Here is a 20,804-nt window from a genome sequence, read left to right as displayed (position 1 = left end):
ACGCCGGCAGCACCTTCCCTACAGCCCGTACTTCTCCAGCAGCCGCAGCCATACCTCGCTGATGGTGGGGTACGAGGGGACAGCATGCCATAACCGTTCCAACGGCACCTCCCCGGTGATGGCGATGGTGGCGGCATGGAGCAGCTCGGAGACCCCGGGGCCGGCAAAAGTCATGCCAACGAGCACGTTGCGGTCTTCATCCACCACCATCTGGGCCCAGCCGCGATAGTCGTCGGCGAACAGAGACGAACCGGCGACCGACAGCTCCAGCGAGGTTTCCGATGCGTTGATGCCGTCCTTCCGTGCCTGTTCGACGGTCCGGCCAACCATGGCTATTTCCGGATCGGTGAACACCACCTGCGGCACCGCAACGTGATTAGCCGTTGAGGATTCACGGCTCCATGCCTGCGGCGCTTCGGTGGGGGACAGGTCGCCGCGGGCACGTGCCGTGATGGCCGAGCCGGTGGCACGCGCTTCATACTTGCCCTGATGCGTCAGCAGTACTTTGCCCGCGGCATCACCGACCACGTAGAGCCAGTCGGTGCCGTCCACGAGCCCGGTGTCATCGGAAACCAGGCGCACGGCGTCGAGTCCGAGATCCTCCAGGCCCAGATGCGCCAGGGCCGGAGTCCGTCCGGTGGCCACGAGCAGCCGGTCGGCCGCAAGGACGGTGCCGTCCTCCAACCCCATCTCCACTCCGCCGTCGGCAGTGCCACGGACAAAGTCGGGAGTGGTGAACGTCCGCAGGGCAACGCCGTCGGACTCCAGCCCTGCCCGGACCAGTTCGCGTGCCGGCTCCGGATACATGTCCAGGATGTCGTGCCGCACCACCATGGTCACATCGGAACCGAGCCGGGCCCAGGCCTGTGAGAGTTCAGTCCCCGCAACTCCGCCGCCCAGTACGATCAGCCGGCCGGGTACATGCTGCGATGACGTTGCCTCCCGGGTACCCCAGTACTGGACCTGGTCCAATCCCTTCACCGGCGGCTCGACGGGATGCGAGCCGGTGGCCAGGACGACGGCTTGGCGGGCCCAAAGCGTGAGCGTGCCGCCGTCGTCGTACTCCACCGTGACCTCGCGCGGACCGGTCAGCCGGCCCCGGCCGCGCACCAAGCCGATGCCGGCTCCCTCCACCCACTCCTCCTGGCTCGAATCATTCCAGTGCGACGTGAAGCTGTCGCGGCGGTCCAGCACCGCCTGCGCCTGCAGGTTCCCCGTGACGGCTTCACGGGAACCCGCCACGGACCGTGCGGCGTGCAGTGCGGTTCCCGGCCGCAGCAGCGCTTTGGACGGCATGCAGGCCCAGTAGGAACACTCACCGCCGATGAGGGCAGGTTCCACGAGGACCACATCGAGTCCTCCCTGAACCACGCGCCCAGCCGCGTTTTCCCCCACCGCTCCACCGCCGAGGACGACGACGTCGGTTTCCCTGCGCTCCGCACGCTGATGTGCCGCTGTGCCGGTTTGGTCTGGGCCGCTTTGTTCAGTCATGGACAGAGCTTGGCATGCCAACCCCGTGCTGCGAAAGTCCCTGCATGGGCAGTGTTTGGGCCGTTGCAGTCAAACCGCCGCGCAGGGGAAACGCAGGGGTGCGCCTAGGCTGGTAGGACTGCTCAACGCTTCAGCGAGGAAAAAAATACATGGCCCTTGAATCCGTCATCATTGCAGGCGGCGGCATGGCGGGATTCGCCACGGCCCGCGAACTGCGGTCCCGGGGCTTCGGGGGGCAGGTAACCATCATCGATCCCGAAGGCCTGCCCTATGACCGCCCGCCGCTGAGTAAGGACTATTTGCTCGGCACCCGCAGCCGCGAACAGATCCAGCTGGCGGGGACGGAATGGTTCACGGAGCAGGGGATCGAGCTTCTGGCCGGCAAGGCGGCAGCCCTGAAGCCGGATGATGGTGTGGTGCTGCTCGAAGACGGTAGGGAGCTGACCGCCGGCAATATTGTGCTGGCCACCGGCGCCGCCGCCCGCAGGCTGGATATTCCCGGCGGGCATCTGGACACGGTGCTTCAGCTAAGGAACCGGGGCGACGCCGACAACCTGCGGGAACTGCTGCATCCCGGCGTTCGGCTGGCCATCATCGGAGCAGGCCTGATTGGCGCCGAAACCGCATCCTCGGCGCTGGCCCTCGGCGCCGAAGTCACCCTGATTGATCCGGTCGACCCGCCTCTCGTCCCTGCCGTGGGTGTGGAGCTGGCGCACAGGCTGCACCGCATGCATGAGGAGCGGGGCATCCGTGTCATCACCGGGCTCCCCACGGCCATCACCAGGGCAGGGGTGCAGCACAGCATCACCATCGCCGGCAACCCGGACGTGCACGCAGATCTGGTGCTGGTGGGGGTTGGGGTTGTTCCGGAAACGGGGCTTGCCGCCTCCGCGGGCCTGGACACTGACAATGGCATCCTGGTGGACGAGCACCAGCGGACCAGCCACCCGAACGTTTTCGCCGTGGGCGACGCGGCCCGCACCCGCCTGCCCGACGGAACACTGCTGCGCCGGGCCGAGCACTGGGAACACGCGCGCAACACCGGCAGCACCGCAGCCGCTGCCCTCCTCAGCCAGCCGCTGCCGGTCCATGGAGCGCCCTGGTTCTGGTCCGACCGCCATGGAGTCCATGTTGAGGGCGCGGGATCAATGGTGGGGGATGGGCGCGTCGTGACCAGGGAAAAGGACGGCCAGCCTGTGGCCTCCTTCCGGTTGGACGACACCGGCCGCATGGAAGGCGTTGCCGCTGTCGACGGCGGAATGACGGTTCGTGCCGCCCGGCGCATTATCGACCGCCGCATTGTGGTGGATCCGGCCCAGCTGGCGGACCCGGGGGTTGAGCTGCGCAAGCTGGCCCGCTAAGGCCGGGGGCAGGAATCCGGGCAATAAAAAAACCCGGTCTGAGCAGTATTTCTACTGGTCAGACCGGGTTTCAGTGGTGCGCGCGAAGGGATTCGAACCCCCAACCTTCTGATCCGTAGTCAGATGCTCTATCCGTTGAGCTACGCACGCATTTAGGATTATTTTGATGTCCGGCCCTGTTGGGCTTTTCCTTCAAAGTTTGTCCGTGGCTGTTTGGCCGTAAACAACTATAGCCCAGTTTCTGAGAGCTGCCTAATCGCTGGGAGTGACGTCGGTCAACTAGACCGGTCTATATGACCTTCGTCACATCCGGGTATGCTGGGCCCCACAAGTTTGTTGAATTCTAGGCAAACTCCGCATGACCGTCATTATAGGTACTACCTTTTCCGCAGGGGCCGTCGGCACGCCGACAACTAGCATCAAAATCACACCACTGACCCAACGAAGGGAAGAGTCATGGGCGATGACGCGCGTCAGCTAGTTCTCGATGAGAGCGGCAAAAACGCTGCTCCGAGCCATTTGGACAGCAACACCACGGGGGCTTCCGCGGAAGCCCCCACCACCCACGAGGCCCTGCTTGCCTGGGTTCAGCAAGTGGCCGAGCTGACGCAGCCCGATCGCGTGTACTGGGTCGACGGATCCGAGGCGGAAAACAAGAGCCTGACCGACGAACTGGTGGAAGCCGGAACCCTGGTCCGGCTGAATCCGGAGGAATTCCCGAACTCCTTCGCGGCATTCTCCGACCCCAAGGACGTGGCACGCGTTGAGGAGCAGACATTCATCTGCTCGGAAAAGAAGCACGACGCCGGCTTCACCAACAATTGGATGGAACCGTCACAGATGCGGGCCAAGCTGGACGGCCTGTTCTCCGGATCCATGCGCGGACGCACCATGTACGTCATTCCCTTCGTTATGGGGCACCTGGAGGCGGAGGACCCCAAGTTCGGCGTCGAAATCACCGACAGCGCCTACGTGGTTGCCTCGATGCGGATCATGGCCCGCATCGGCACGGACGTCCTGCGCAAGATGGAAGAGCTGGACGCGTTCTTCGTGCCGGCGCTGCACTCCGTCGGAGCTCCGCTGGCCGAGGGCGACACCGACGTGGCGTGGCCCTGCAGCGACGAAAAATGGATTGTTCACTTCCCCGAAGACCGGTCCATCTGGTCCTACGGCTCCGGCTACGGCGGCAACGCCCTGCTGGGGAAGAAATGCTATGCCCTGCGCATCGCCTCGATCATGGCCCGGGATGAGGGCTGGCTCGCCGAGCACATGCTGATCCTGAAGCTCACCAGCCCGGAAAAGAAGGACTACTTTGTCGCGGCGGCGTTCCCGTCCGCCTGCGGCAAGACCAACCTCGCCCTGCTGGATCCGACCATCGAGGGATGGAAAGTCGAGACCCTCGGCGATGACATCACGTGGATGCGTTTCGGGCACAACGGCGAACTGCGCGCCACCAACCCGGAGGCCGGCCTGTTCGGCGTCGCTCCCGGCACCGGCTGGAGCACCAACCCCAACGCGATGCGCGCCATCGCCAAGGGAAACTCCATCTTCACCAACGTGGCGCTCACCGACACCGGCGGCGTCTGGTGGGAGGGCATGACGGACGAGGCCCCTGCGCACCTGACCGACTGGCTCGGAAACGACTGGACGCCGGAAGCCGGCCACCCCGCCGCGCACCCGAACTCCCGGTTCTGCACGCCGATCGACCAGATCGACATGCTGGCCGAGGAATACCATTCCCCGAACGGCGTACCGGTTTCGGCCATCCTCTTCGGAGGCCGCCGCAAAACCACGGTGCCCCTGGTGACGCAGTCCCGCGACTGGACCAACGGCATCTTCATGGGTTCCACGCTCTCCTCGGAAACCACTGCGGCCGCTGCAGGCCAGGTCGGAGTGGTCCGCCGCGATCCGATGGCCATGCTGCCGTTCATGGGTTACGACGCCGGAGACTACCTGCGGCACTGGATCACCCTCAGCGGCAAGGCGAACCAGGAAACCCTGCCGAAGATCTTCCTGGTCAACTGGTTCCGTCGCACTGCCGACGGCGGCTTCGCCTGGCCCGGATTCGGCGACAACTCCCGCGTCCTGAAGTGGGTCATCGAACGGATCGAAGGCACCGCCGACGCCGTGGAAACCCCGATCGGGTACGTTCCCACCGGGGAATCGCTCGATCTGAGCGGCATGGACATGACCGCGGCAGACGTTGAGGCCGCCGTCCGCGTTGACCCCGAGGAATGGAAGAAGGAACTCGCCGGTATCGAGGAGTGGTACGCCCGCTTCGGCGAGTCCCTCCCCGAGGACCTGGTTGCCGAGCTGGAGACGCTCAAGGAGCGCTTCGCGGCTGCTTAGCCTTCGCTGACGCCCAAGGGAGGCCCCGAGCTCCGGTTACGCCGGAGTGCGGGGCCTCCCTCCGTTGCGCCGGCCCGGACCAGCCCTGACGGCCTCCGACGGAAACACCCGGTGAGGCTGCAGAAAGGGGAGGCCCCGCACCTGCAGTTGCAGGTGCGGGGCCTCCCCGTATGGTTCGCTCCGGTGAGCTTAGGACTCAGCCGGGGCTTCGCCGTCGGTTCCCCAGACGAGCCGGTCGCCCGACTCCCACTGCGGTTCGTTGAAGGTCCAGGAGCCGTCGGTTTCGGAGTAGGTCTGGATCGCGGAGATGCAGACGCCCTCGGAGTGCTCAGCCACTACGTGGATGGCGTCCGTTGCCTCGTCCGGCAGGTGGATGTCGGAGAAGACGGCAGCGGCTCGGTTGTCTGCCTTCTGCTCGGTCAGCACCTGGTAGATGTCATCGATCATGGCATCGGCGTCGAGGTCTTCGTCGCTTTCCTCGGGAGCCACGGCAATCATCCGCAGCTCGCCGTCGTTCTGCACAACCAGTGCGGCGGGCAGGAAGGCACCCTGGGCCTCGAGCTGCTCCTGGGCCACGCCGAGCGCGGTGCCGAGCAGGGAATTCAGGTCCTCCTGGACCTGTGCGGAGGGCTCTTCGCCGTTCAGTTCAACATCAGCCATTGGTTTTAGTTCCTAACTAGTTCAAGTACGCGGTCGCGGACCCGCACCATGGTGGGGAGGTCTTCGGCTTCGGCGTTCAGCCGAAGGAAGGGCTCGGTGTTCGACGCGCGGAGGTTGAACCACCACTGTCCGTCATCTGAGGTGAAAGTCAATCCGTCGAGGGCATCCACGGTGACGCCGTCGCGCTCGAATTCGTTCCGGACGCGCGCAACCGCCGCCGGGACGTCCGAGAGCTCCGAGTTGATCTCGCCGGAGGAGAAATACGGCTCGTATTCGCGGGCGAGATCCGAAAGCGGCAGAGTCTGTTCGCCCAGCGCGGCAAGCACGTGCATGGCGGCCAGCATGCCGGTGTCGGCATTGTAGAAGTCGCGGAAGTAATAGTGCGCGGAGTGCTCGCCGCCGAAGACGGCGCCTTCCTCGGCCATCTGCGCCTTGATGAAGGAATGGCCGACGCGGGTGCGGACGGCACGGCCGCCGTCGGCCTCCACCAGTTCGGGAACCGCACGGGAGGTAATGAGGTTGTGGATGATGACCGGGGTCGCTTCACCGGCAGCCTGCGCCCGTGCAATTTCACGGCGTGCGACGAGCGCGGTGATCGCCGACGGGCTGACCGGGTCGCCCTTTTCGTCGATCACGAAGCAGCGGTCGGCGTCGCCGTCGAAGGCCAGGCCCAGGTCCGCGCCGTGCTCGACGACGGCGGCCTGCAGGTCGCGCAGGTTTTCCGGCTCGAGCGGGTTGGCCGGATGATTCGGGAAGGATCCGTCCAGCTCAAAGTAGAGGTCGACGATTTCCAGCGGAAGGGCGGACAGCATGGTGTCGCCCAGGACAGCAGGGGTGGTCAGGCCGGCCATGCCGTTGCCGGCGTCCACCACAACCTTCAGCGGGCGGATACCGTTCAGGTCCACCAGGCTGCGGAGGTACTCGGAGTAGTCCTTCAGGATGTCCTGGACACTGATCCGGCCCGGTGTCCCGACGGCGGGAATGGTGCCTTCGTTCAGGTACTGCTCTGCTTTTGCCTGAATCTCGTAGAGCCCGGTTTCGGACGAGATGGGCACTGCTCCGGCCTTGGACATCTTGATGCCGTTGTACTGCGCGGGATTGTGGCTGGCCGTGAAGGTGGCTCCCGCAGCATTGAGGGCCCCGCAGGCGTAGTAGAGCTCATCGGTCGAGATGAGGTCCAGCAGCAGCACGTCGGCACCGCGCATGGTGGCTCCGGCGGCGAAGTCCTTAATGAATTCGGGGGAGGAGGGGCGCATGTCGCCGCCCACCAGCACGGTCTGACCGGCAAGGTCGAGTACGTCCACAAAAGCGGCGCCGACTGCCTTGACGATCTGCGGGGTGATGGTCTCTCCTACGACGCCGCGGACATCGTAGGCCTTAAAGGACGCGGAAAGATCGAATGCACTAGTCACCCCGACAGTCTATAGGCCCGCCTTCCATCATCCGGCTTTTGGCGCTGCCGCTGTCCGGTGTGCTGCCGCCGGATTCCGCTGTCCACAGGTGCGGCGGTGATTCTCCCGAGGTCCTCGGCCGTCCACAGGGGCGTGCGGGGCTGGAGGAAATCGTCAGCCATGGCTGGGATAGTGGAAGGTATGGAATCCCAGCAAGACACCCAAAATCCTCCGTCCGCCGAACAGGAAACAGCGCCCCGCACCGACGGCGGCATGCACGGAGGTTCTACCGGGGATCCGGCGCTTCGGGCCGAAGCAACCGGACTGCTGCGGGCGCTGGTCGGCAACGACGCCGCTGAGTTTCATGAGGGGCAGTACGAAGCCATCGAGGCGCTGGTTTCGGGCGGCCGGCGGGCACTGGTGGTCCAGCGCACCGGGTGGGGCAAGTCGGCGGTGTACTTTGTGGCGAGCCTGCTGCTGCGTGCCCGCGGGGCCGGACCAACGCTGATCGTATCGCCGCTGCTGGCGCTCATGCGCGACCAGGTGGCCGCCGCGGCCCGCGCCGGAGTCCGTGCCGTGGCGATTAACTCCGCCAACCAGCTGGAATGGCAGGACATTTCAGCCAAGCTCCAGGCAGATGAAGTGGACGTGCTGCTGGTCTCGCCGGAGCGCCTGAATAATCCCGGTTTCCGGGAAACCCATTTGCCGGAACTGATCCGCCGCTCCGGGCTGCTGGTGATCGACGAAGCACACTGCATCTCCGACTGGGGCCATGACTTCCGGCCGGACTACCGGCGCATCCGCAGCCTGATCGAACAGCTGCCGGCCTCCGTGCCGGTGCTGGCCACCACTGCCACTGCCAATTCGCGGGTCGTCAAGGACGTTGAGGAGCAGCTGGCATCCGGCGGCGAAGACGTTTTCACGATTCGCGGAGCACTGGCACGCCGCTCCCTGCGCCTGGGCGTGCTGCGGCTGCCCACACCTAAGGCACGGCTGGGCTGGCTCCTGACGCACATCGACGAGCTTCCGGGGTCGGGCATCATTTACGCCCTGACAGTGTCAGCCGCCGAAGACACCGCCAGGCTGCTGCAGAAAGCCGGGCACCGGGTGTTGGCGTACACCGGACGCACGGATCCTGCAGATCGGGAGCAGGCTGAAGCGGCGCTGAAAAACAACGAGGTGAAAGCCCTGGTGGCCACCAGCGCACTGGGCATGGGCTTCGACAAGCCGGACCTGGGATTTGTGGTCCACCTTGGCGCACCCTCCTCGCCGGTGGCGTACTACCAGCAGGTGGGCCGTGCCGGCCGCGGCACCCCCAGCGCCGATGTACTGCTGCTGCCGGGGACCGAAGATAAGGACATCTGGGAGTACTTCGCCACCTCGTCCATGCCGGCGGAGGGGCCTGCCAGCGCCGTACTGGCGGAGCTGGCGTCGGGATCGGTTATGTCCACCGGGGCCCTGGAAACCCGGGTGAACCTCAAACGCTCGCCCCTGGAACTACTGCTGAAGGTCCTCGCAGTGGACGGCGCCGTGGAACGGGTGTCCGGCGGCTGGCGCGGCACCGGCCAGCCCTGGAGCTATGACCGGGAGCGGTACGAGCGTATTTCAGCGGCGCGGGTCAAGGAACAGCAGGCCATGCTCGACTACGAGAGCACCACGGCATGCCGGATGGAATTCCTGTCCCTGCAGCTCGATGATCCGGCCGCAGCTCCGTGCGGACGCTGCGACAACTGTGCCGGCCGGTGGTTCTCCGGCGAGGTTGCCGCCGAAGCCACCGATCATGCGGACCAGGCGCTGAGCCGGGTTGGCGTGGATGTTGATCCGCGCGGCATGTACCCCTCCGGCATGGACCGCTTGGGTATACCCGTCAAGGGAAAGATTAAGCCCGAAGCGGCCCTGTCCACCGGTCGGGCGCTGGCGCGTCTGACGGACCTCGGCTGGGGCGGACGGCTGCGGGAGATTTTCGCCCCGGACGCCGGAGACACAACAGCGGATGAAGCACTGCTCAAGGGCTGCGTGCAGGTGCTCGCCCAGTGGGGCTGGGAGGAACGGCCGGTGGCAGTGGTCAGCATTCCGTCGCGGTCGCGTCCGCAGCTGGTCGGCTCCCTTGCGCAGGGCATCTCAACACTCGGCCGCATCCCGTATCTGGGCGCACTGCAGATCCCGCACGGCGGGCCGGCGGGAGGCTCCGGAGGGAACAGTGCTTTCCGTCTGGCCTCGGTCTGGGACCAGTTTGCGGTTCCTGAAGAGGGAGCGGCCTGGTTCGCCGCCAATCCCGGTCCGGTGCTGCTGGTGGACGACTTCGCTGACAGCCGCTGGACGCTTACCGAAGCAGGCAGGGTGCTCAGGCAGGCCGGCGCGGCTTCCGTGCTGCCTTTTGTACTGGCGCTGAAGGCATAGCGAACAACTCGTAGAGGGCCGGCTCGGGGGCGATTCGGGATATTTGCGGCGCGGTCCTGGACTGCGCCGCGGAGGCGGACTGCGTGGGGCTGGACTGCTCCTCGGGGGAGGATTGCGCGGGGTTGGACTGCTCCTCGGGGGAGGATTGCGCGGGGTTGGACTGCTCCTCGGGGGAGGACTGCCCTTCGGGTGAAGACTGCGTGGAGGACTGCGCCGGCGCGGACCGCATCACAGGGGTGGACTGCGGTTGCTGCCGCTCGGCACCACGTGCTGCCGGGGAGACCGGCAGCGGCGCGGTGGGCTGTTTCCGCGTTTTGGCCCGTGGCGATGCCCGCACGGGAGCCGGTTCCGGGGCCGGTGTTGTCGTTCGCGGAGCAACGGGATCCCGTCCAGACACGCGCTCCCATTCAGACCCGCGCTCCGTCTCAGGAACAGGTTCCGGTTCCAGTCTCCTCACCGGCGCAGAAGGGAAGGCCGGCTGCGCGAACGGAGCAGCTGCCGGGGGAACAGCTTCCGCCGCCGGCCGACGCAGCCACCGCTCCGCTGAGGCAACGTGGACGGTCATGAGGGAACGGGCCAGATCCGCGTCACCCAGTGTCAAAGCCTCGAGAATAGCGGAGTGTTCACTGAGGATGGCGGACACCGCCCCGGCCTCGACAATCCGTTGCCACGTTCGCAACCGCAGTGCGCTGCCGGTGAGGGAATCCAGCATCCCGGCGAGGTAGGGGTTGCCGGAGGCACGGGCAATCTGCGAGTGGAAGGTGAAGTCATGCGCCGCCAGCTGTGCTGCCGTCGCCTGGGCGGGAATCGAGTCCAGACAGGTCCGCAGCGCAGCCAGGCCCCGGGCATTGATGCGCGCGGCAGCGTGGGCAGCGGCACCGGGTTCGAGAATGCGGCGCACTTCCATGAGCTCGGGGGCTGAGGATTCCTGATGGATTTCCACCATGAAGCCCATGGTTTCGGTCAGCAGCCCCGGTTCCAGGCTGGTGACGTAAGTGCCGTCGCCACGGCGGACATCAAGGACACGGATCAGTTCCAGTGCCTTGACCGCTTCCCGGAGCGAGCTCCGGGACAGGCCCAGATGGTCGCTCAGCTCATTCTCCGGCGGAAGCCGGTCCCCGGCCTTAAGCTGCCCGCTGATGAGCATTTCCTTGATCTTGGTAATCGCTTCATCGGTAACAGCCACCCGACTATCTTAAGCGCCAGCGGCACTAACCTCAGACGCGTGTGGGCGCGCATCGCTCCGGGCCGGAACGGCGCCGCTGCGAGGCTTCAGTTGCCGGTGAAAACAGCCGGACGGCGTTCGGCAAACGCGGTGGCCGCTTCATGGAAGTCGCGGCTGGGCAGGAACGCCGTGTTCCACAGCTGGACGTAGTCCAAGCCGGACTGGACGGACGCATCCAGAGCGTGGTTCATGACGTGCTTGACTCCCTGGGCAACCAGCGGAGGGTTCGCGGCAACGGCGGCGGCCAGCTCGCGGCCCCGGCCAACGACGTCGTCGGCCACCTCGGTAATAAGGCCCAAGCTGCAGGCGCGGTCTGCACCAAAGTCTTCTCCGGTCAGCGCGAGATGGCGCGCCGGGCCTTCACCGATGATGCCGGGCAGGCGCTGGAGGGAACCCAAATCCGCCACGATTCCGACCCTCACTTCTCGGACGCTGAAAGTGGCGCTTGGGGATGCGATGCGGATGTCCGCGGCGGTGATGACGTCGATCCCGCCGCCAATGCACCAGCCGTCCACGGCGGCGATGACCGGTTTGGAGCATCTGGACAAGGAGGTGACAGATTCCTGCAGGGTCCTGATCTGGCGCCGGAAACCTTCACGCAGGCGGGCGTCCATGCCGCCTGCAGCAAGCATGGGAGCAAAAACAGGGGCCATGGCCGGCAGATCGAGGCCATAGCTGAAGTTTCCACCGGAGCCGTATAGCAGGACGGCACGCACGCTGACGTCCTCGCTGAGGGCATCAAAAACCTGGGGGAGTTCCTTCCAGAAGTCCGGACCCATGGCGTTGCCCTTGGACGGGCCGGTGAGTTCAACCTCAGCAATGCCGTCGGCTATGTGCACCCGCAGCGAACGCAGGGAAGTGGTCTCGCTCATGGTGGCTCCATTCTTCGATGGTTGGTGGGGTTCAGTAAATGGGACTGCTTAGTGGCCCGGGCTTGCCCGGGGGCGGGGCTGCACGTCAATATACCGGGCGGCAGGTGCGGGCGCCGCGAGCGAAGCTAGGATCAAGGTATGGAGTTTCTGGTGATTGTTCTGTTTGTCGTGGCCATCGTTGTCGTGAATTTTGTGGTGACCCGCGCCCAGCGCCGGAAGGGTTCCGTTTCTCCCGACGCTGCGCAGGCAGAGGGAGCGCAGCCGGACCAGCAGCGCGCTGCTAAGCCCCAAAAGGCTGCCCGTAAGACAGCCGGCGTTAAGGCAGCTCCGGCCGGACCGCGGACCTCGGCTGAAGCAGCGAAGGAAGCGAATGCCCGGCTCGACGCCGCCCAGCACCAGCAGGTGTATGCAGCCATCGCCCAGGGCCACCCCATCGGGGCCGTCAAACTCTATGCTCAGTTCACCGGGGTGGGGGTTCGCGCCGCCGCTGCCGCGGTGGAAAACCTGGCCATGCATCCCCAGCCGTTCCAGCCGCCGCGCCCGGCCGGAACCGCAGCGAGCGCTTCCGCCGGACCACGGCCGGACGCACCGGAGCATGGCACCCCCACTCCCCGAAACGACAGCATAGAAACATCCCGCGGCAGCACTGACGGACATACCTCCGATCCGGCCGGAGCGGCAGGCAGTGGACCGGCCCCGTCCGCGGAAAAGAGGGAGGCAGGTCCCAGTGCCGCCGGTTCAGCGAAAGCCGCCGGTGGCGGCCCGGACGGAGCTTCCGGACCGGAACGCTCCGCTGCACCTTCAGGTCCGCAGGGCGGCCCCGAAGGCCCGAAACCGGCCACTCCGGAAGAGGACGAGATCAGCAAGTGGGTCAAAAACCTGCGGCCCGAAGACTTCTAGCAGTATCCGGCGGTTTGAAGGCGGGTTTCCTTAAAGCGGCTCTTAGCCCAGTTGCCGTGAGCGCTGCTGGCGGCCGTCAGCTCCATAGGGGTAGTTGCCGACAGCCGGGATGCTCAGATCGGTCAGCCGCTGCAGTTCAGCCCCGGAGAGCCGAAGCGATGCGGCCCCGAGATTGTCGCGCAGCTGCTCCACGGTGCGGGCGCCAAGAATCACCGAAGTCACTCCCGGCTGGGCGGCAAGCCAGGCAAGGGCGACCTGGGCGGAGCTGACCTTATGCGCTGAGGCGGTTGCCTTGAGCTCGTCGAGAATCTGCCAGGTGCGGTCATTGTTGCTGCGCAGGTCCCAGCCCTGGAACTGGCGGGTGGGGTTGTCTCCCACCCGGGTTTTGCCCGCCGGGACAGATTCGCGGCGGTACTTACCGGTGAGCCAGCCGCCGGCCAGGGGTGACCAGGGCAACAGGCCCAGTCCGGCGTCGAGCGCTGCCGGAACCACTTCGGACTCGATCTCGCGCTCCAGCAGGTTGTACTGCGGCTGCAGGGTCACCGGTTCATTCCAACCGTGTGCCCGAGCAGTGAACACAGCCTTGGTCAACTGCCACCCGGTGAAGTTGGAGAGTCCGTAATAGCTGATTTTTCCGGCGGTCACCGCGTCCTGTAGGAAACCCAGGCTCTCCTCGAGGGGGGTCAGCGGATCCCAGGAATGCAGCTGATACAGGTCAATGTGGTCCACACCCAATCGTTTCAGCGAAGCATCCAGAGCCTGACGCAGGTGCCGGCGGGAGTTCCCGAGATCGTTGGGGCTGGCGCCCATCGGAAACCGTCCCTTGGTGGCCAGGACAACGTTGCGCGCAGCCTCGGGCCGCGCCTGGAGCCAATGACCGATGATTTCTTCGGATGTTCCCGAGGTGTAGACATCGGCGGTGTCAATGAAGTTGCCGCCGGCCTCCACATACGAGTTCAACAGGTCATGGGACACCCGCTGGTCGGATTCATTGCCGAACGTCATTGTCCCGAGGGCAAAGGTGCTGACGACGGTGCCGCTGCGGCCCATTAAGCGCATTTCCATGGAAGATCCCTCAACTAGGCGGGGCAGGAGCAAGGAAGCTGCCTGCTGACTGGCCCCTAACATAGTCCGGAATGCGGGTCGGGGGACAGCGCCGCGGCCGTCTGCAGGCACAAAAAAACCCCCGGTTGCCCGGGGGTCTTAGCGCGGAGACGGGGAGATTTGAACTCCCGGTGGGCTTTAGGCCCACACTTCATTAGCAGTGAAGCCCATTCGGCCGCTCTGGCACGTCTCCAAATGCTCTCTGGTAGCTTCCGCTGCCAGCCTGACAAGACTACCCATAAGGGGAGGGTAAGAGCAAAACGTCTCCGAACGGCAAGGAGCGTTCGGCAGTTACCCGTCGGCCTGAGTCCCGCCGGCGGGGGACGGACCATCAGGGGCAGGAGCATCCGCCCGGTACATGGCGGAGAAGAACCCGTACTTCTGGACGTCCTCGCCGGGCTGGTTTTCGGCATACTCGCTGATCAGGGCTGCGAGCCTGCCCTGGAAGCCGGACCGCTGGGTCTCCGAGAGGTACAGCGTCACACTGGTCTCGGACATCCGCCCCGCCTCGGGCGCCAGCCGGTAGTTCTCCAGCGCCGAGTCCAGAATCGCCGGACCCACCAGCGCAGATTCAGGCAACGCCGGATTGAAGGTCAGCCCCAGCGTTTTGCCCGTCGCCCGGTAGGGAATTTCCCGCGCGTTCCGGGCACCGGAGCGCACCGGCTCCGCTGCCGCAAAACCGTGTTCGGTCAGCAGCTGCAGATGATGGAGGGTTGCCCCGGGCGTGGAGCCCAGCCGCTCGGCGATCTCCTTGTTGGTCAGGGTCTCACCGCGCAGGACCTGAAGGATACGAATCCGCAGCGGGTGGGCCACGGCTTTGGCCTCATCCGCCGTTGCTTCGCGTCTTGGGGCTGCTTCACTGTTCACCGTGCCGAGTATAGGCTGCCTGCCTGCGGCACACCGGGGCCTGGTTTCCCGGGCCCCGGTTCGCCGGGCGTCAGCATGCAGGGGTCCCGGTGTGGGCTAGCCCAGCCGCCCGGTCAATGCCTCCCACAGGAACTCGTAGGACATCGCGTACATGCGGGCAGCCTGGCGGTTGTCCGCTGCACCGGCGTGACCGCCCTCGAGGGCCTCATGGAACCACACGTTCGGCACCCCCATCGCCTTCATGCGCGCGGCCATCTTCCGTGCCTGGACCGGACCGACGCGGTCATCGCTGGTGGCCGTCCAGATCAGTGTTGGAGGGTAATCGGCGTCTTCCTTCAGCAGGTGATAGGGGGAGAAGGTCTTCACGAACTCCCACTGTGCGGGGTCTTCCGGATCCCCGTATTCGGCAATCCACGAGTAGCCGGCGGACAGCTTGGTGTAACGGCGCATGTCCAGCAGCGGCACACCGCACGACACGGCGCCGAAAAGGTGCGGATAGGTGGTGAGCATGTTCCCCACCAGCAGTCCGCCGTTGCTGCGCCCGGTGCAGCCCAGATGTTCGCGCGACGTGACGCCGCGGGCTGTGAGGTCTTCGGCCACGGCGGCGAAATCCTCATACGCGCGGTGACGGTTTTCCTGCAGTGCGGCACGGTGCCAGTCCGGCCCGTATTCACCGCCGCCGCGGATGTTGGCCAGCACGTAAACGCCGGACCGCTGCACGCCGTCGTCGTCGGTGAAACGGCGCTCCAGCCAGCCGCGTCCCACCACGCCGCTGTAAGCGGGCGTCAGCGCCTGCTCGAACCCGCCGTATCCGTTCAGCAGCGTCGGGTTTCCGCCGTCAAGCACCAGGTCCTTCGGTCCCACCTGGAAGTACGGCACCTTGGTGCCGTCGGCCGAAACCGCAAAGTGCTGCTCCACCGTGCAGGAAGAGGCGTCAAAGAACGACGGCGACTCCTTCACCACGGCTGCGGCCCCGCCGGCGCTTCCGAGGGTTCCGCGGGACAGGGTGGAGGGTGTCAGGAAGCCGGTGCTGACCAGCCAGTAGTCGTTGCCGGCTTCCTCGTCTTCATCGTCCACGGCATACGCGTCCACGGTGTGCAGTGGCGGGCATGCGTCCAGGACCGTGGAGGTCCAGCTGTTGGCCGGATCCAGCACCGAGATTTCGGAGGAAACGTCGCGCAGCAGGTTCAGCAGCAGGTGGTCCCGGGTCCAGCTCCATGACTGCAGGGAGGTGGCGGGATCGGGGATGAAGAGCGTGGACAGCTGACGGTTGCCGGCCAGGAACCCTTCCACATCCGCGGCCAGCAGGGACCCGGCGGGATGCACGGCGCCGTCGAGCTCCCAGTCCGTGCGGGGACGCAGCACAAGCCACTGCCGGTGCACCTCAACATTGACGTCCAGGGGAACATCCAGGCGCACCCAGGAGCCGTTGCGGCGAAGGAAGGTGGAACTGTTGTAGAAGTCGACGATGTCGATGGCGAGATCCCGCTCAAAACCGGGCGTCTGGTCGTGGGCCACCACTGCCATCATGTGGTCCTCGGGGATCTCGAAATACGGTTCGGCGTCCGCCAGGTCCATGCCGCGGCGCAGGATCCGGCTGGTGCGCGGATAGGAGGAGGATGTCATGGAGCCGGGGCCGAAATCGGTGCCCACGTACAGCTCGTCCGGTCCGGCCCAGCTGATCCGGTTCTTTGCCGCCGGAATGTCGAACCCGCCCGGCACGAAGGCGCGGTCGACGACGTCGAACTCGCGGTAGCGTGCGGCGTCGCCGCCGTCGGGGGAGAGGACCACCAGGGCACGCCGGTAGGACGTTCCGTCGGCCGGGCGCAGGAACGCGGAGCCGCCCCAGACCCACTCCATGCCCTCGGTGCGGCTGAGCTCGTCCACGTCCAGCAGGATTTCCCACTGCGGATCCTCGGTGCAATAGCTGTCCCAGGTGGTGCGCCGCCACAGGCCCTTGGGATGCTCGGCGTCGCGCCAGAAATTGTAGTAGTGCCCGCCCCGTTTGGCGGCCATCGGAATGCGGTCAGTGGAGTCGAGGACTTCCAACAGGCGCTTTTCCGTCTGCTCGAATCCCGTCGCGGCGAGCAGGTCTTCGGTGACTTTATTTTCGGCGCGCACCCAGTCCAGCTGCTTGTCTCCGTAGATGTCCTCCAGCCACAGGAACTCGTCATCGGCGTTGGGGACGGCGGACAGATCGGAAGTCGATGAAGTCATGTGCCCATCCTAGGGCTCCCGTGAGACCGTTTGCCCGGACCTTTTCATGCCGGCCCGGGCACGGTCGGGCCCAGCCGCGGTCAGGCCGGAATGCTGCGGACATACAGGAGCGCTTCGCGGGCGAAACCGGTCCATGCTTTGCGTGTCGCGGCGGAGTCACTCCGCGCGGGAACCTCGATCCACTCCCGCATTGTCCGCCTTCCGATGGTGACCGGCTCAGCGGAACCTTCCTCCAGCAGGGCAACCGCGCGGGCGCGGGGGAGTTTGAGGATCAGGGTGTCCCCAGGGCCTGAACCAAGGAACGCGACAACCTTCTTTCCGGTCCGCAGTGCCGGACTCCGGAACATCGTCCCAACCGCCACCGGCCCGTCATCCTGCAGGGCCTGGGCAATCTCCTGCAGCAGGTCCTGCTGTTCCCGTGATGCTGACATGAGGGCAATTCCTCCCAGCGGGTCTTCCGGCCCAGGGCGCTCAGACGGCGAAGGTGCTCAGATGCTACGCCGTGGACCGGCGGGAGAACAGCGCCTCCGGCGGTGCCGGCGCCGGCTGCGCTGGCGGTCGTTTCCCGGATGCGGCGGCGTGACGGCGCAGCCGAAGAGGCCGGATACTCTTGAAGCATGACGAATACGCAGAGCTTTCAGGTGGCCGTGATAGGAGCGGGTCCGCGTGGAATCTCTGTGGTGGAGCGCGTGCTGGCGGGCTATCTGGCGCTGGCTCCGGACGAGCGGCCGGCTCTGGGCATCACCATCCTTGATCCGTTCAACCCCGGCCCCGGCCATGTGTGGCGCACCGGACAGTCCCGGCTGTTCCTGATGAACACCCCCTCGCTTTTCCCCACGGTAGTTCCGGCCGGAGCCACGGCCGCAGAGCTGGCTGCGTCTCCCACCGGCCTGTCCTTTGACCAGTGGCGGATCCTGATGACGGCCCCGGACTCGGACGCCGATTTGACCGCCGGGGACCGGGAAGAGCTTGCGGCTCTGACTCCCGGAGCCTTCCCCAGCCGAGCGATCTACGGACGGTACCTCGAGTGGACCTACGCGCGTCTTGAGGAAACTGCCGCCGCTTCCGGCGTGCGCTTGGAGCACGTGCGCGCCGAAGTCCTGAGCATTACCCGCCCGGAGAGCGGGACCGGCTGGTCGCTGGAGGTGGCCGGGGAAGGCATCCTGGCCGCTGACGCCGTCGTCCTGGCCCTGGGACACCTGCCGGCTGCGCTCAGTGCGGACCAGGACCGCCTCCGCGACGCCGCGGACCGCCACAACCTGCGCTACCTGCCGCCCGCCGTACCCTCGGACGTGGACTTCTCGGTGCTTCCGGCGGGCGAGCCGGTGCTGGTGCGCGGCCTGGGACTCAACTTTTTCGACATCATGATTCAGGTGACTCTGGGGCGCGGGGGACGCTTTGTTTCCAGCGGGAAAGCCGCGGGACGCGCACTGCGGTACGAGCCGAGCGGCCGCGAGCCGGTCCTCATTGCCGCCTCCCGCCGTGGAACACCGTACCGGGCGAAAGCCCGGCTGGACTCCTACGTGCCGCGCAGCGTCCGGCTGCGCTATTTCACGGAAGAGGCAGCTGCTGCCTTCCGGAACCAGGGCATCCTGCCCGGCTTTGACCATGACCTGTGGCCGCTCCTGCACCGGGATGCCGTGTGGGCCTACTACTCGACACTGGCCAGGATCGCCGCTGATGAACTGGCGGAGCCGGCCAATGTGTTCCTGGATGAACTCCGCGCAGCCCTGGACCTGCCAGGCCCGGAATGGGACGCGGCCAAGGAAAGAGTCCTGGCCCGTTTTGTCCCCGAACACCGGCGCACCAACCTTGAAGCGCTGGCCCAGCCGCTGGGCAGGCGGCCGTACCGCGGCGCACAGGATCTCGACGACGCAGTCCTCGCCTATCTTGAGGCTGACGCCGCGGGATCCGCCGCCGGCGAGGATGACCCGTTGAAAATGGCCATCGGTGCGCTGAACGCGGGACGCACCCTGCTGAAAGCGGTGGTGGCCGACGGCGGACTCGCCGAGGCATCCTGGCTCACGGAACTGCGGGGCTGGTTCGAACCGCTGGTGGAGGGCCTGGCCAGCGGACCGCCGCCGGAACGGATTGAACAGCTGGCCGCCCTGGTGCGTGCCGGCGTCGTGCACTTTGTGGGTCCGGATCCGCGTTTTGACGTGGACGAAGCGCGCGGAGTGTTCACGGGAACATCCCCGTGGTCCGGCACCGAATACGCGGCAAAAACGCTGGTGGAGGCAATGATGCCGGCAAACCGGGTGGACCGGAACATCTCTCCGCTGCTCGGCGGAATGCTCCGTGACGGACTCGCCCGGCCCAAGGTCATGATGGCGGGAGACGGCACGGCGGTGGTCACCCCCGGGCTGGACGTCACCTTGCCGCCGTACCGGCCGGTGGGCATCAGCGGTGAGCCGCAGGAGGACCTGTACGTGCTGGGGCTGCAGCTGTCTTCGGTCCAGTGGGGAACGGCGATTGCTGCTGAGGCAGGATCTCCGGCCCGGTCCGGGGCGCGCACGGTGCGGGATGCCGATGACATTGCGGCTGCACTGCTGGCTTCGGCCGCCCGTGGCGGCGGCAGCAGTGATGCCGGCACGGCGGGCGAACAGCAGCTGGCATCGAGCCTGCCCCTGGCACCCGGGAGCTAGGTCGGCACGTCTATGCCCATGGACCGGAGGGCATCCGCCTGCCCGCCGAAGGGATCCAGGGCCCGGCCCGCCGTGAAGATGACGCAGGTGTTCTCCGGTGTCGCGATCTGGAGGTCGGCGGTGTTCCACGGGGTGTTGCGCGGACCGTCAACGCATCCGATGTCAAAGGAGTTGAAGTTTTCGCTCATCCCCCACAGTGCTGGTTGACGCAGCGTCAGGGTCAAGCGCTGCTGCCCGGGCCTGCCGCCGGTGACCCGTCCCCGCTGCCGGCAAATCCCCTCAGCATCCGGCAGAAGGCCACACTGTTTTCGGAGGGCCACCAGTGCCCGCCGTCAACCGGGCTGATCCGCAGGTCCCGGACTTCCGCACCTAGTCCATCCGTCAGGCGGGGCGAGAGAAACGGATCATGTAGCGGCACCAGCACATGCACGGGAACCTCGACGCGCGGCAGCGGTGCCCGGGCGGAGATCCCCGATCCCAGCAGGTTGGCGCGGTAGAGCTGCAGGCCCCGGACCGCATTGTCGGTGGCGGTTTCGGCAGCGGTCCCTGTCCGTTCCGCATAGCGCGGACCCAGCAAACGCCACAGGGCTTCCGGCAGGACCGGGAGCTGGAAGAAACCGACATAGGTGCTCCGCACCGCCTGCCCTGCGGCAAGAAGCCACCGGCGCGGATCGCGGAGGCACTGTGAAAACCAGCGGTTTAGATGGCCGATGTCCGGCCCGGAAATGCTGGTGAAACTCAGGATCCTGCCGACAGCCCGGGCATCCCGAACCGCGGCCCAGCACTGAATGGATCCCCAATCATGGCCGACCAGATGAACCGGTCCGCCAACCCTCTCCAGCACGGCGTACAGGTCGTTGACCAGCAGCGGCAGCCGGTACGGCGCCAGCGGGCTGCCGGCGTTCTCCGGCGGAACCTCGGTGTCTGGCACGTCATTGCCTTCGGTCAAACGGGAAGCTCCGGCGTTGCGGGTGTCGTAGGCGATCACCCGATGGTCGGCAGCCAGGTCCCCGATGACGCTGCGGAAGATGGCGTGGTCATCCGGATAGCCATGGACCAGCAGGACCGTGGGAGTGCCCGGCTCCGCCGGCAGCCCGTATTCGAAGACCGCCAGCCGGGCGCCGTCGTTCTCCACCGTATGTTGCCTGTTCGCCCGCATCCGGATCTCCTCTTGTGCGCTGGTCCAGCATCCTCTCAGATCCGGCGGCAGATGAGAACGGGTGCGCCAGGGTCCGCCGGCAGAGACGGCAACACGGTACCGGCACCACGATACTGACGACGACGGCGGCCCGCACCTGTGAGGTGCGGGCCGCCGTCGTGCC

The 20,804-nt window shown here is 66.2% G+C and carries 16 protein-coding genes and 2 tRNA genes; 5 read left to right on the top strand and 13 right to left on the bottom strand.

All coding sequences use genetic code 11. The annotated features are described in order from the left end of the window. Positions 1-18: 18 nt before the first annotated feature. Positions 19-1,491: an NAD(P)/FAD-dependent oxidoreductase gene (locus AAE021_RS13960; protein ID WP_342022930.1), complete on the bottom strand. Its 1,473-nt coding sequence runs from the start codon at positions 1,489-1,491 to the stop codon at positions 19-21. Positions 1,492-1,640: 149 nt separating this feature from the next. On the opposite strand from AAE021_RS13960, the gene AAE021_RS13955 reads away from it, so the two are divergent. Then, the gene (locus tag AAE021_RS13955; protein WP_342022929.1) at positions 1,641-2,852 is read left to right on the top strand and encodes an NAD(P)/FAD-dependent oxidoreductase; all 1,212 of its coding nucleotides are present in this window, start codon (positions 1,641-1,643) and stop codon (positions 2,850-2,852) included. Between the two features lie 74 nt (positions 2,853-2,926). Here AAE021_RS13955 and AAE021_RS13950 read toward each other — a convergent pair. Continuing rightward, positions 2,927-3,002 (bottom strand) — tRNA-Arg (locus AAE021_RS13950). Positions 3,003-3,308: 306 nt separating this feature from the next. Here AAE021_RS13950 and AAE021_RS13945 point away from each other — a divergent pair. Continuing rightward, positions 3,309-5,201: a phosphoenolpyruvate carboxykinase (GTP) gene (locus AAE021_RS13945; RefSeq protein WP_342022928.1), complete on the top strand. Its 1,893-nt coding sequence runs from the start codon at positions 3,309-3,311 to the stop codon at positions 5,199-5,201. A gap of 189 nt (positions 5,202-5,390) precedes the next feature. Here AAE021_RS13945 and AAE021_RS13940 read toward each other — a convergent pair whose 3' ends face one another. Beyond that, complete coding sequence (locus AAE021_RS13940; protein WP_342022927.1) at positions 5,391-5,861, bottom strand: hypothetical protein; 471 nt, start codon at positions 5,859-5,861, stop codon at positions 5,391-5,393. 5 nt (positions 5,862-5,866) lie between these two features. Continuing rightward, positions 5,867-7,273, bottom strand: coding sequence for a phosphomannomutase/phosphoglucomutase (locus tag AAE021_RS13935; RefSeq protein WP_342022926.1), 1,407 nt, complete (start codon positions 7,271-7,273; stop codon positions 5,867-5,869). Positions 7,274-7,525: 252 nt separating this feature from the next. Here AAE021_RS13935 and AAE021_RS13930 point away from each other — a divergent pair, with 252 nt between their 5' ends. Further along, the gene (locus AAE021_RS13930) at positions 7,526-9,652 is read left to right on the top strand and encodes a RecQ family ATP-dependent DNA helicase (protein WP_342025418.1); all 2,127 of its coding nucleotides are present in this window, start codon (positions 7,526-7,528) and stop codon (positions 9,650-9,652) included. On the opposite strand, the gene AAE021_RS13925 is transcribed toward AAE021_RS13930, so the two are convergent. After that, complete coding sequence (locus tag AAE021_RS13925) at positions 9,597-10,838, bottom strand: FadR/GntR family transcriptional regulator (protein ID WP_342022925.1); 1,242 nt, start codon at positions 10,836-10,838, stop codon at positions 9,597-9,599. The two genes, AAE021_RS13930 and AAE021_RS13925, sit on opposite strands and share 56 nt — an antisense overlap. Positions 10,839-10,924: 86 nt before the next feature. Beyond that, positions 10,925-11,749 carry a crotonase/enoyl-CoA hydratase family protein gene (locus AAE021_RS13920; protein WP_342022924.1) on the bottom strand — a complete coding sequence of 275 codons (825 nt, stop codon included), beginning with the start codon at positions 11,747-11,749 and terminating at the stop codon, positions 10,925-10,927. Between the two features lie 138 nt (positions 11,750-11,887). Here AAE021_RS13920 and AAE021_RS13915 point away from each other — a divergent pair, with 138 nt between their 5' ends. Then, on the top strand, positions 11,888-12,649 hold the full coding sequence (locus AAE021_RS13915; RefSeq protein ID WP_342022923.1) for a hypothetical protein: 762 nt from the start codon (positions 11,888-11,890) through the stop codon (positions 12,647-12,649). Positions 12,650-12,691: 42 nt separating this feature from the next. Here the strand turns inward: AAE021_RS13915 and AAE021_RS13910 are convergent, their stop codons facing one another. The 5 genes from AAE021_RS13910 to AAE021_RS13890 all read right to left on the bottom strand — a co-directional run bounded on the left by AAE021_RS13910 (position 12,692) and on the right by AAE021_RS13890 (position 17,268). Next, on the bottom strand, positions 12,692-13,714 hold the full coding sequence (locus AAE021_RS13910; protein WP_342022922.1) for an aldo/keto reductase: 1,023 nt from the start codon (positions 13,712-13,714) through the stop codon (positions 12,692-12,694). Positions 13,715-13,858: 144 nt separating this feature from the next. Continuing rightward, positions 13,859-13,946: transfer RNA gene (locus AAE021_RS13905), tRNA-Ser, on the bottom strand. Between the two features lie 98 nt (positions 13,947-14,044). Beyond that, the gene (locus AAE021_RS13900) at positions 14,045-14,620 is read right to left on the bottom strand and encodes a winged helix-turn-helix domain-containing protein (protein ID WP_342022921.1); all 576 of its coding nucleotides are present in this window, start codon (positions 14,618-14,620) and stop codon (positions 14,045-14,047) included. 96 nt (positions 14,621-14,716) lie between these two features. After that, complete coding sequence (locus AAE021_RS13895; RefSeq protein ID WP_342022920.1) at positions 14,717-16,837, bottom strand: prolyl oligopeptidase family serine peptidase; 2,121 nt, start codon at positions 16,835-16,837, stop codon at positions 14,717-14,719. Positions 16,838-16,917: 80 nt separating this feature from the next. Beyond that, positions 16,918-17,268, bottom strand: a complete 351-nt coding sequence (locus AAE021_RS13890) for a hypothetical protein (RefSeq protein ID WP_342022919.1) — start codon at positions 17,266-17,268, stop codon at positions 16,918-16,920. Between the two features lie 186 nt (positions 17,269-17,454). On the opposite strand from AAE021_RS13890, the gene AAE021_RS13885 reads away from it, so the two are divergent. Continuing rightward, positions 17,455-19,482, top strand: a complete 2,028-nt coding sequence (locus tag AAE021_RS13885) for an FAD/NAD(P)-binding protein (protein ID WP_342022918.1) — start codon at positions 17,455-17,457, stop codon at positions 19,480-19,482. Here the strand turns inward: AAE021_RS13885 and AAE021_RS13880 are convergent. Both AAE021_RS13880 and AAE021_RS13875 read right to left on the bottom strand, forming a co-directional pair. Next, a complete protein-coding gene (locus AAE021_RS13880) occupies positions 19,479-19,670 on the bottom strand; it encodes a hypothetical protein (protein ID WP_342022917.1) in 192 nt (63 codons plus the stop codon). The two genes, AAE021_RS13885 and AAE021_RS13880, sit on opposite strands and share 4 nt — an antisense overlap. Before the next feature lie 32 nt (positions 19,671-19,702). Then, the gene (locus AAE021_RS13875) at positions 19,703-20,641 is read right to left on the bottom strand and encodes an alpha/beta fold hydrolase (protein WP_342022916.1); all 939 of its coding nucleotides are present in this window, start codon (positions 20,639-20,641) and stop codon (positions 19,703-19,705) included. Between the last annotated feature and the right edge of the window lie 163 nt (positions 20,642-20,804).

Origin of the sequence: Arthrobacter citreus, assembly GCF_038405225.1 — a bacterium.
GTDB classification, from domain to species: Bacteria; Actinomycetota; Actinomycetes; order Actinomycetales; family Micrococcaceae; genus Arthrobacter_B; species Arthrobacter_B citreus_A.
Note: the sequence above shows the minus strand (reverse complement) of the source record. Positions and strands in the feature narration are given on the sequence as shown.

Bases quoted from the DNA above. Each gene is read 5' to 3' on its own strand.
- AAE021_RS13960 (WP_342022930.1), bottom strand. From the start codon at position 1,491: ATGACTGAACAAAGCGGCCCAGACCAAACCGGCACAGCGGCACATCAG.
- AAE021_RS13955 (WP_342022929.1), top strand. From the start codon at position 1,641: ATGGCCCTTGAATCCGTCATCATTGCAGGCGGCGGCATGGCGGGATTC.
- AAE021_RS13945 (WP_342022928.1), top strand. From the start codon at position 3,309: ATGGGCGATGACGCGCGTCAGCTAGTTCTCGATGAGAGCGGCAAAAAC.
- AAE021_RS13940 (WP_342022927.1), bottom strand. From the start codon at position 5,861: ATGGCTGATGTTGAACTGAACGGCGAAGAGCCCTCCGCACAGGTCCAG.
- AAE021_RS13930 (WP_342025418.1), top strand. From the start codon at position 7,526: ATGCACGGAGGTTCTACCGGGGATCCGGCGCTTCGGGCCGAAGCAACC.
- AAE021_RS13920 (WP_342022924.1), bottom strand. From the start codon at position 11,749: ATGAGCGAGACCACTTCCCTGCGTTCGCTGCGGGTGCACATAGCCGAC.
- AAE021_RS13915 (WP_342022923.1), top strand. From the start codon at position 11,888: ATGGAGTTTCTGGTGATTGTTCTGTTTGTCGTGGCCATCGTTGTCGTG.
- AAE021_RS13910 (WP_342022922.1), bottom strand. From the start codon at position 13,714: ATGGAAATGCGCTTAATGGGCCGCAGCGGCACCGTCGTCAGCACCTTT.
- AAE021_RS13895 (WP_342022920.1), bottom strand. From the start codon at position 16,837: ATGACTTCATCGACTTCCGATCTGTCCGCCGTCCCCAACGCCGATGAC.
- AAE021_RS13890 (WP_342022919.1), bottom strand. From the start codon at position 17,268: ATGTCAGCATCACGGGAACAGCAGGACCTGCTGCAGGAGATTGCCCAG.
- AAE021_RS13885 (WP_342022918.1), top strand. From the start codon at position 17,455: ATGACGAATACGCAGAGCTTTCAGGTGGCCGTGATAGGAGCGGGTCCG.
- AAE021_RS13880 (WP_342022917.1), bottom strand. From the start codon at position 19,670: ATGAGCGAAAACTTCAACTCCTTTGACATCGGATGCGTTGACGGTCCG.
- AAE021_RS13875 (WP_342022916.1), bottom strand. From the start codon at position 20,641: ATGCGGGCGAACAGGCAACATACGGTGGAGAACGACGGCGCCCGGCTG.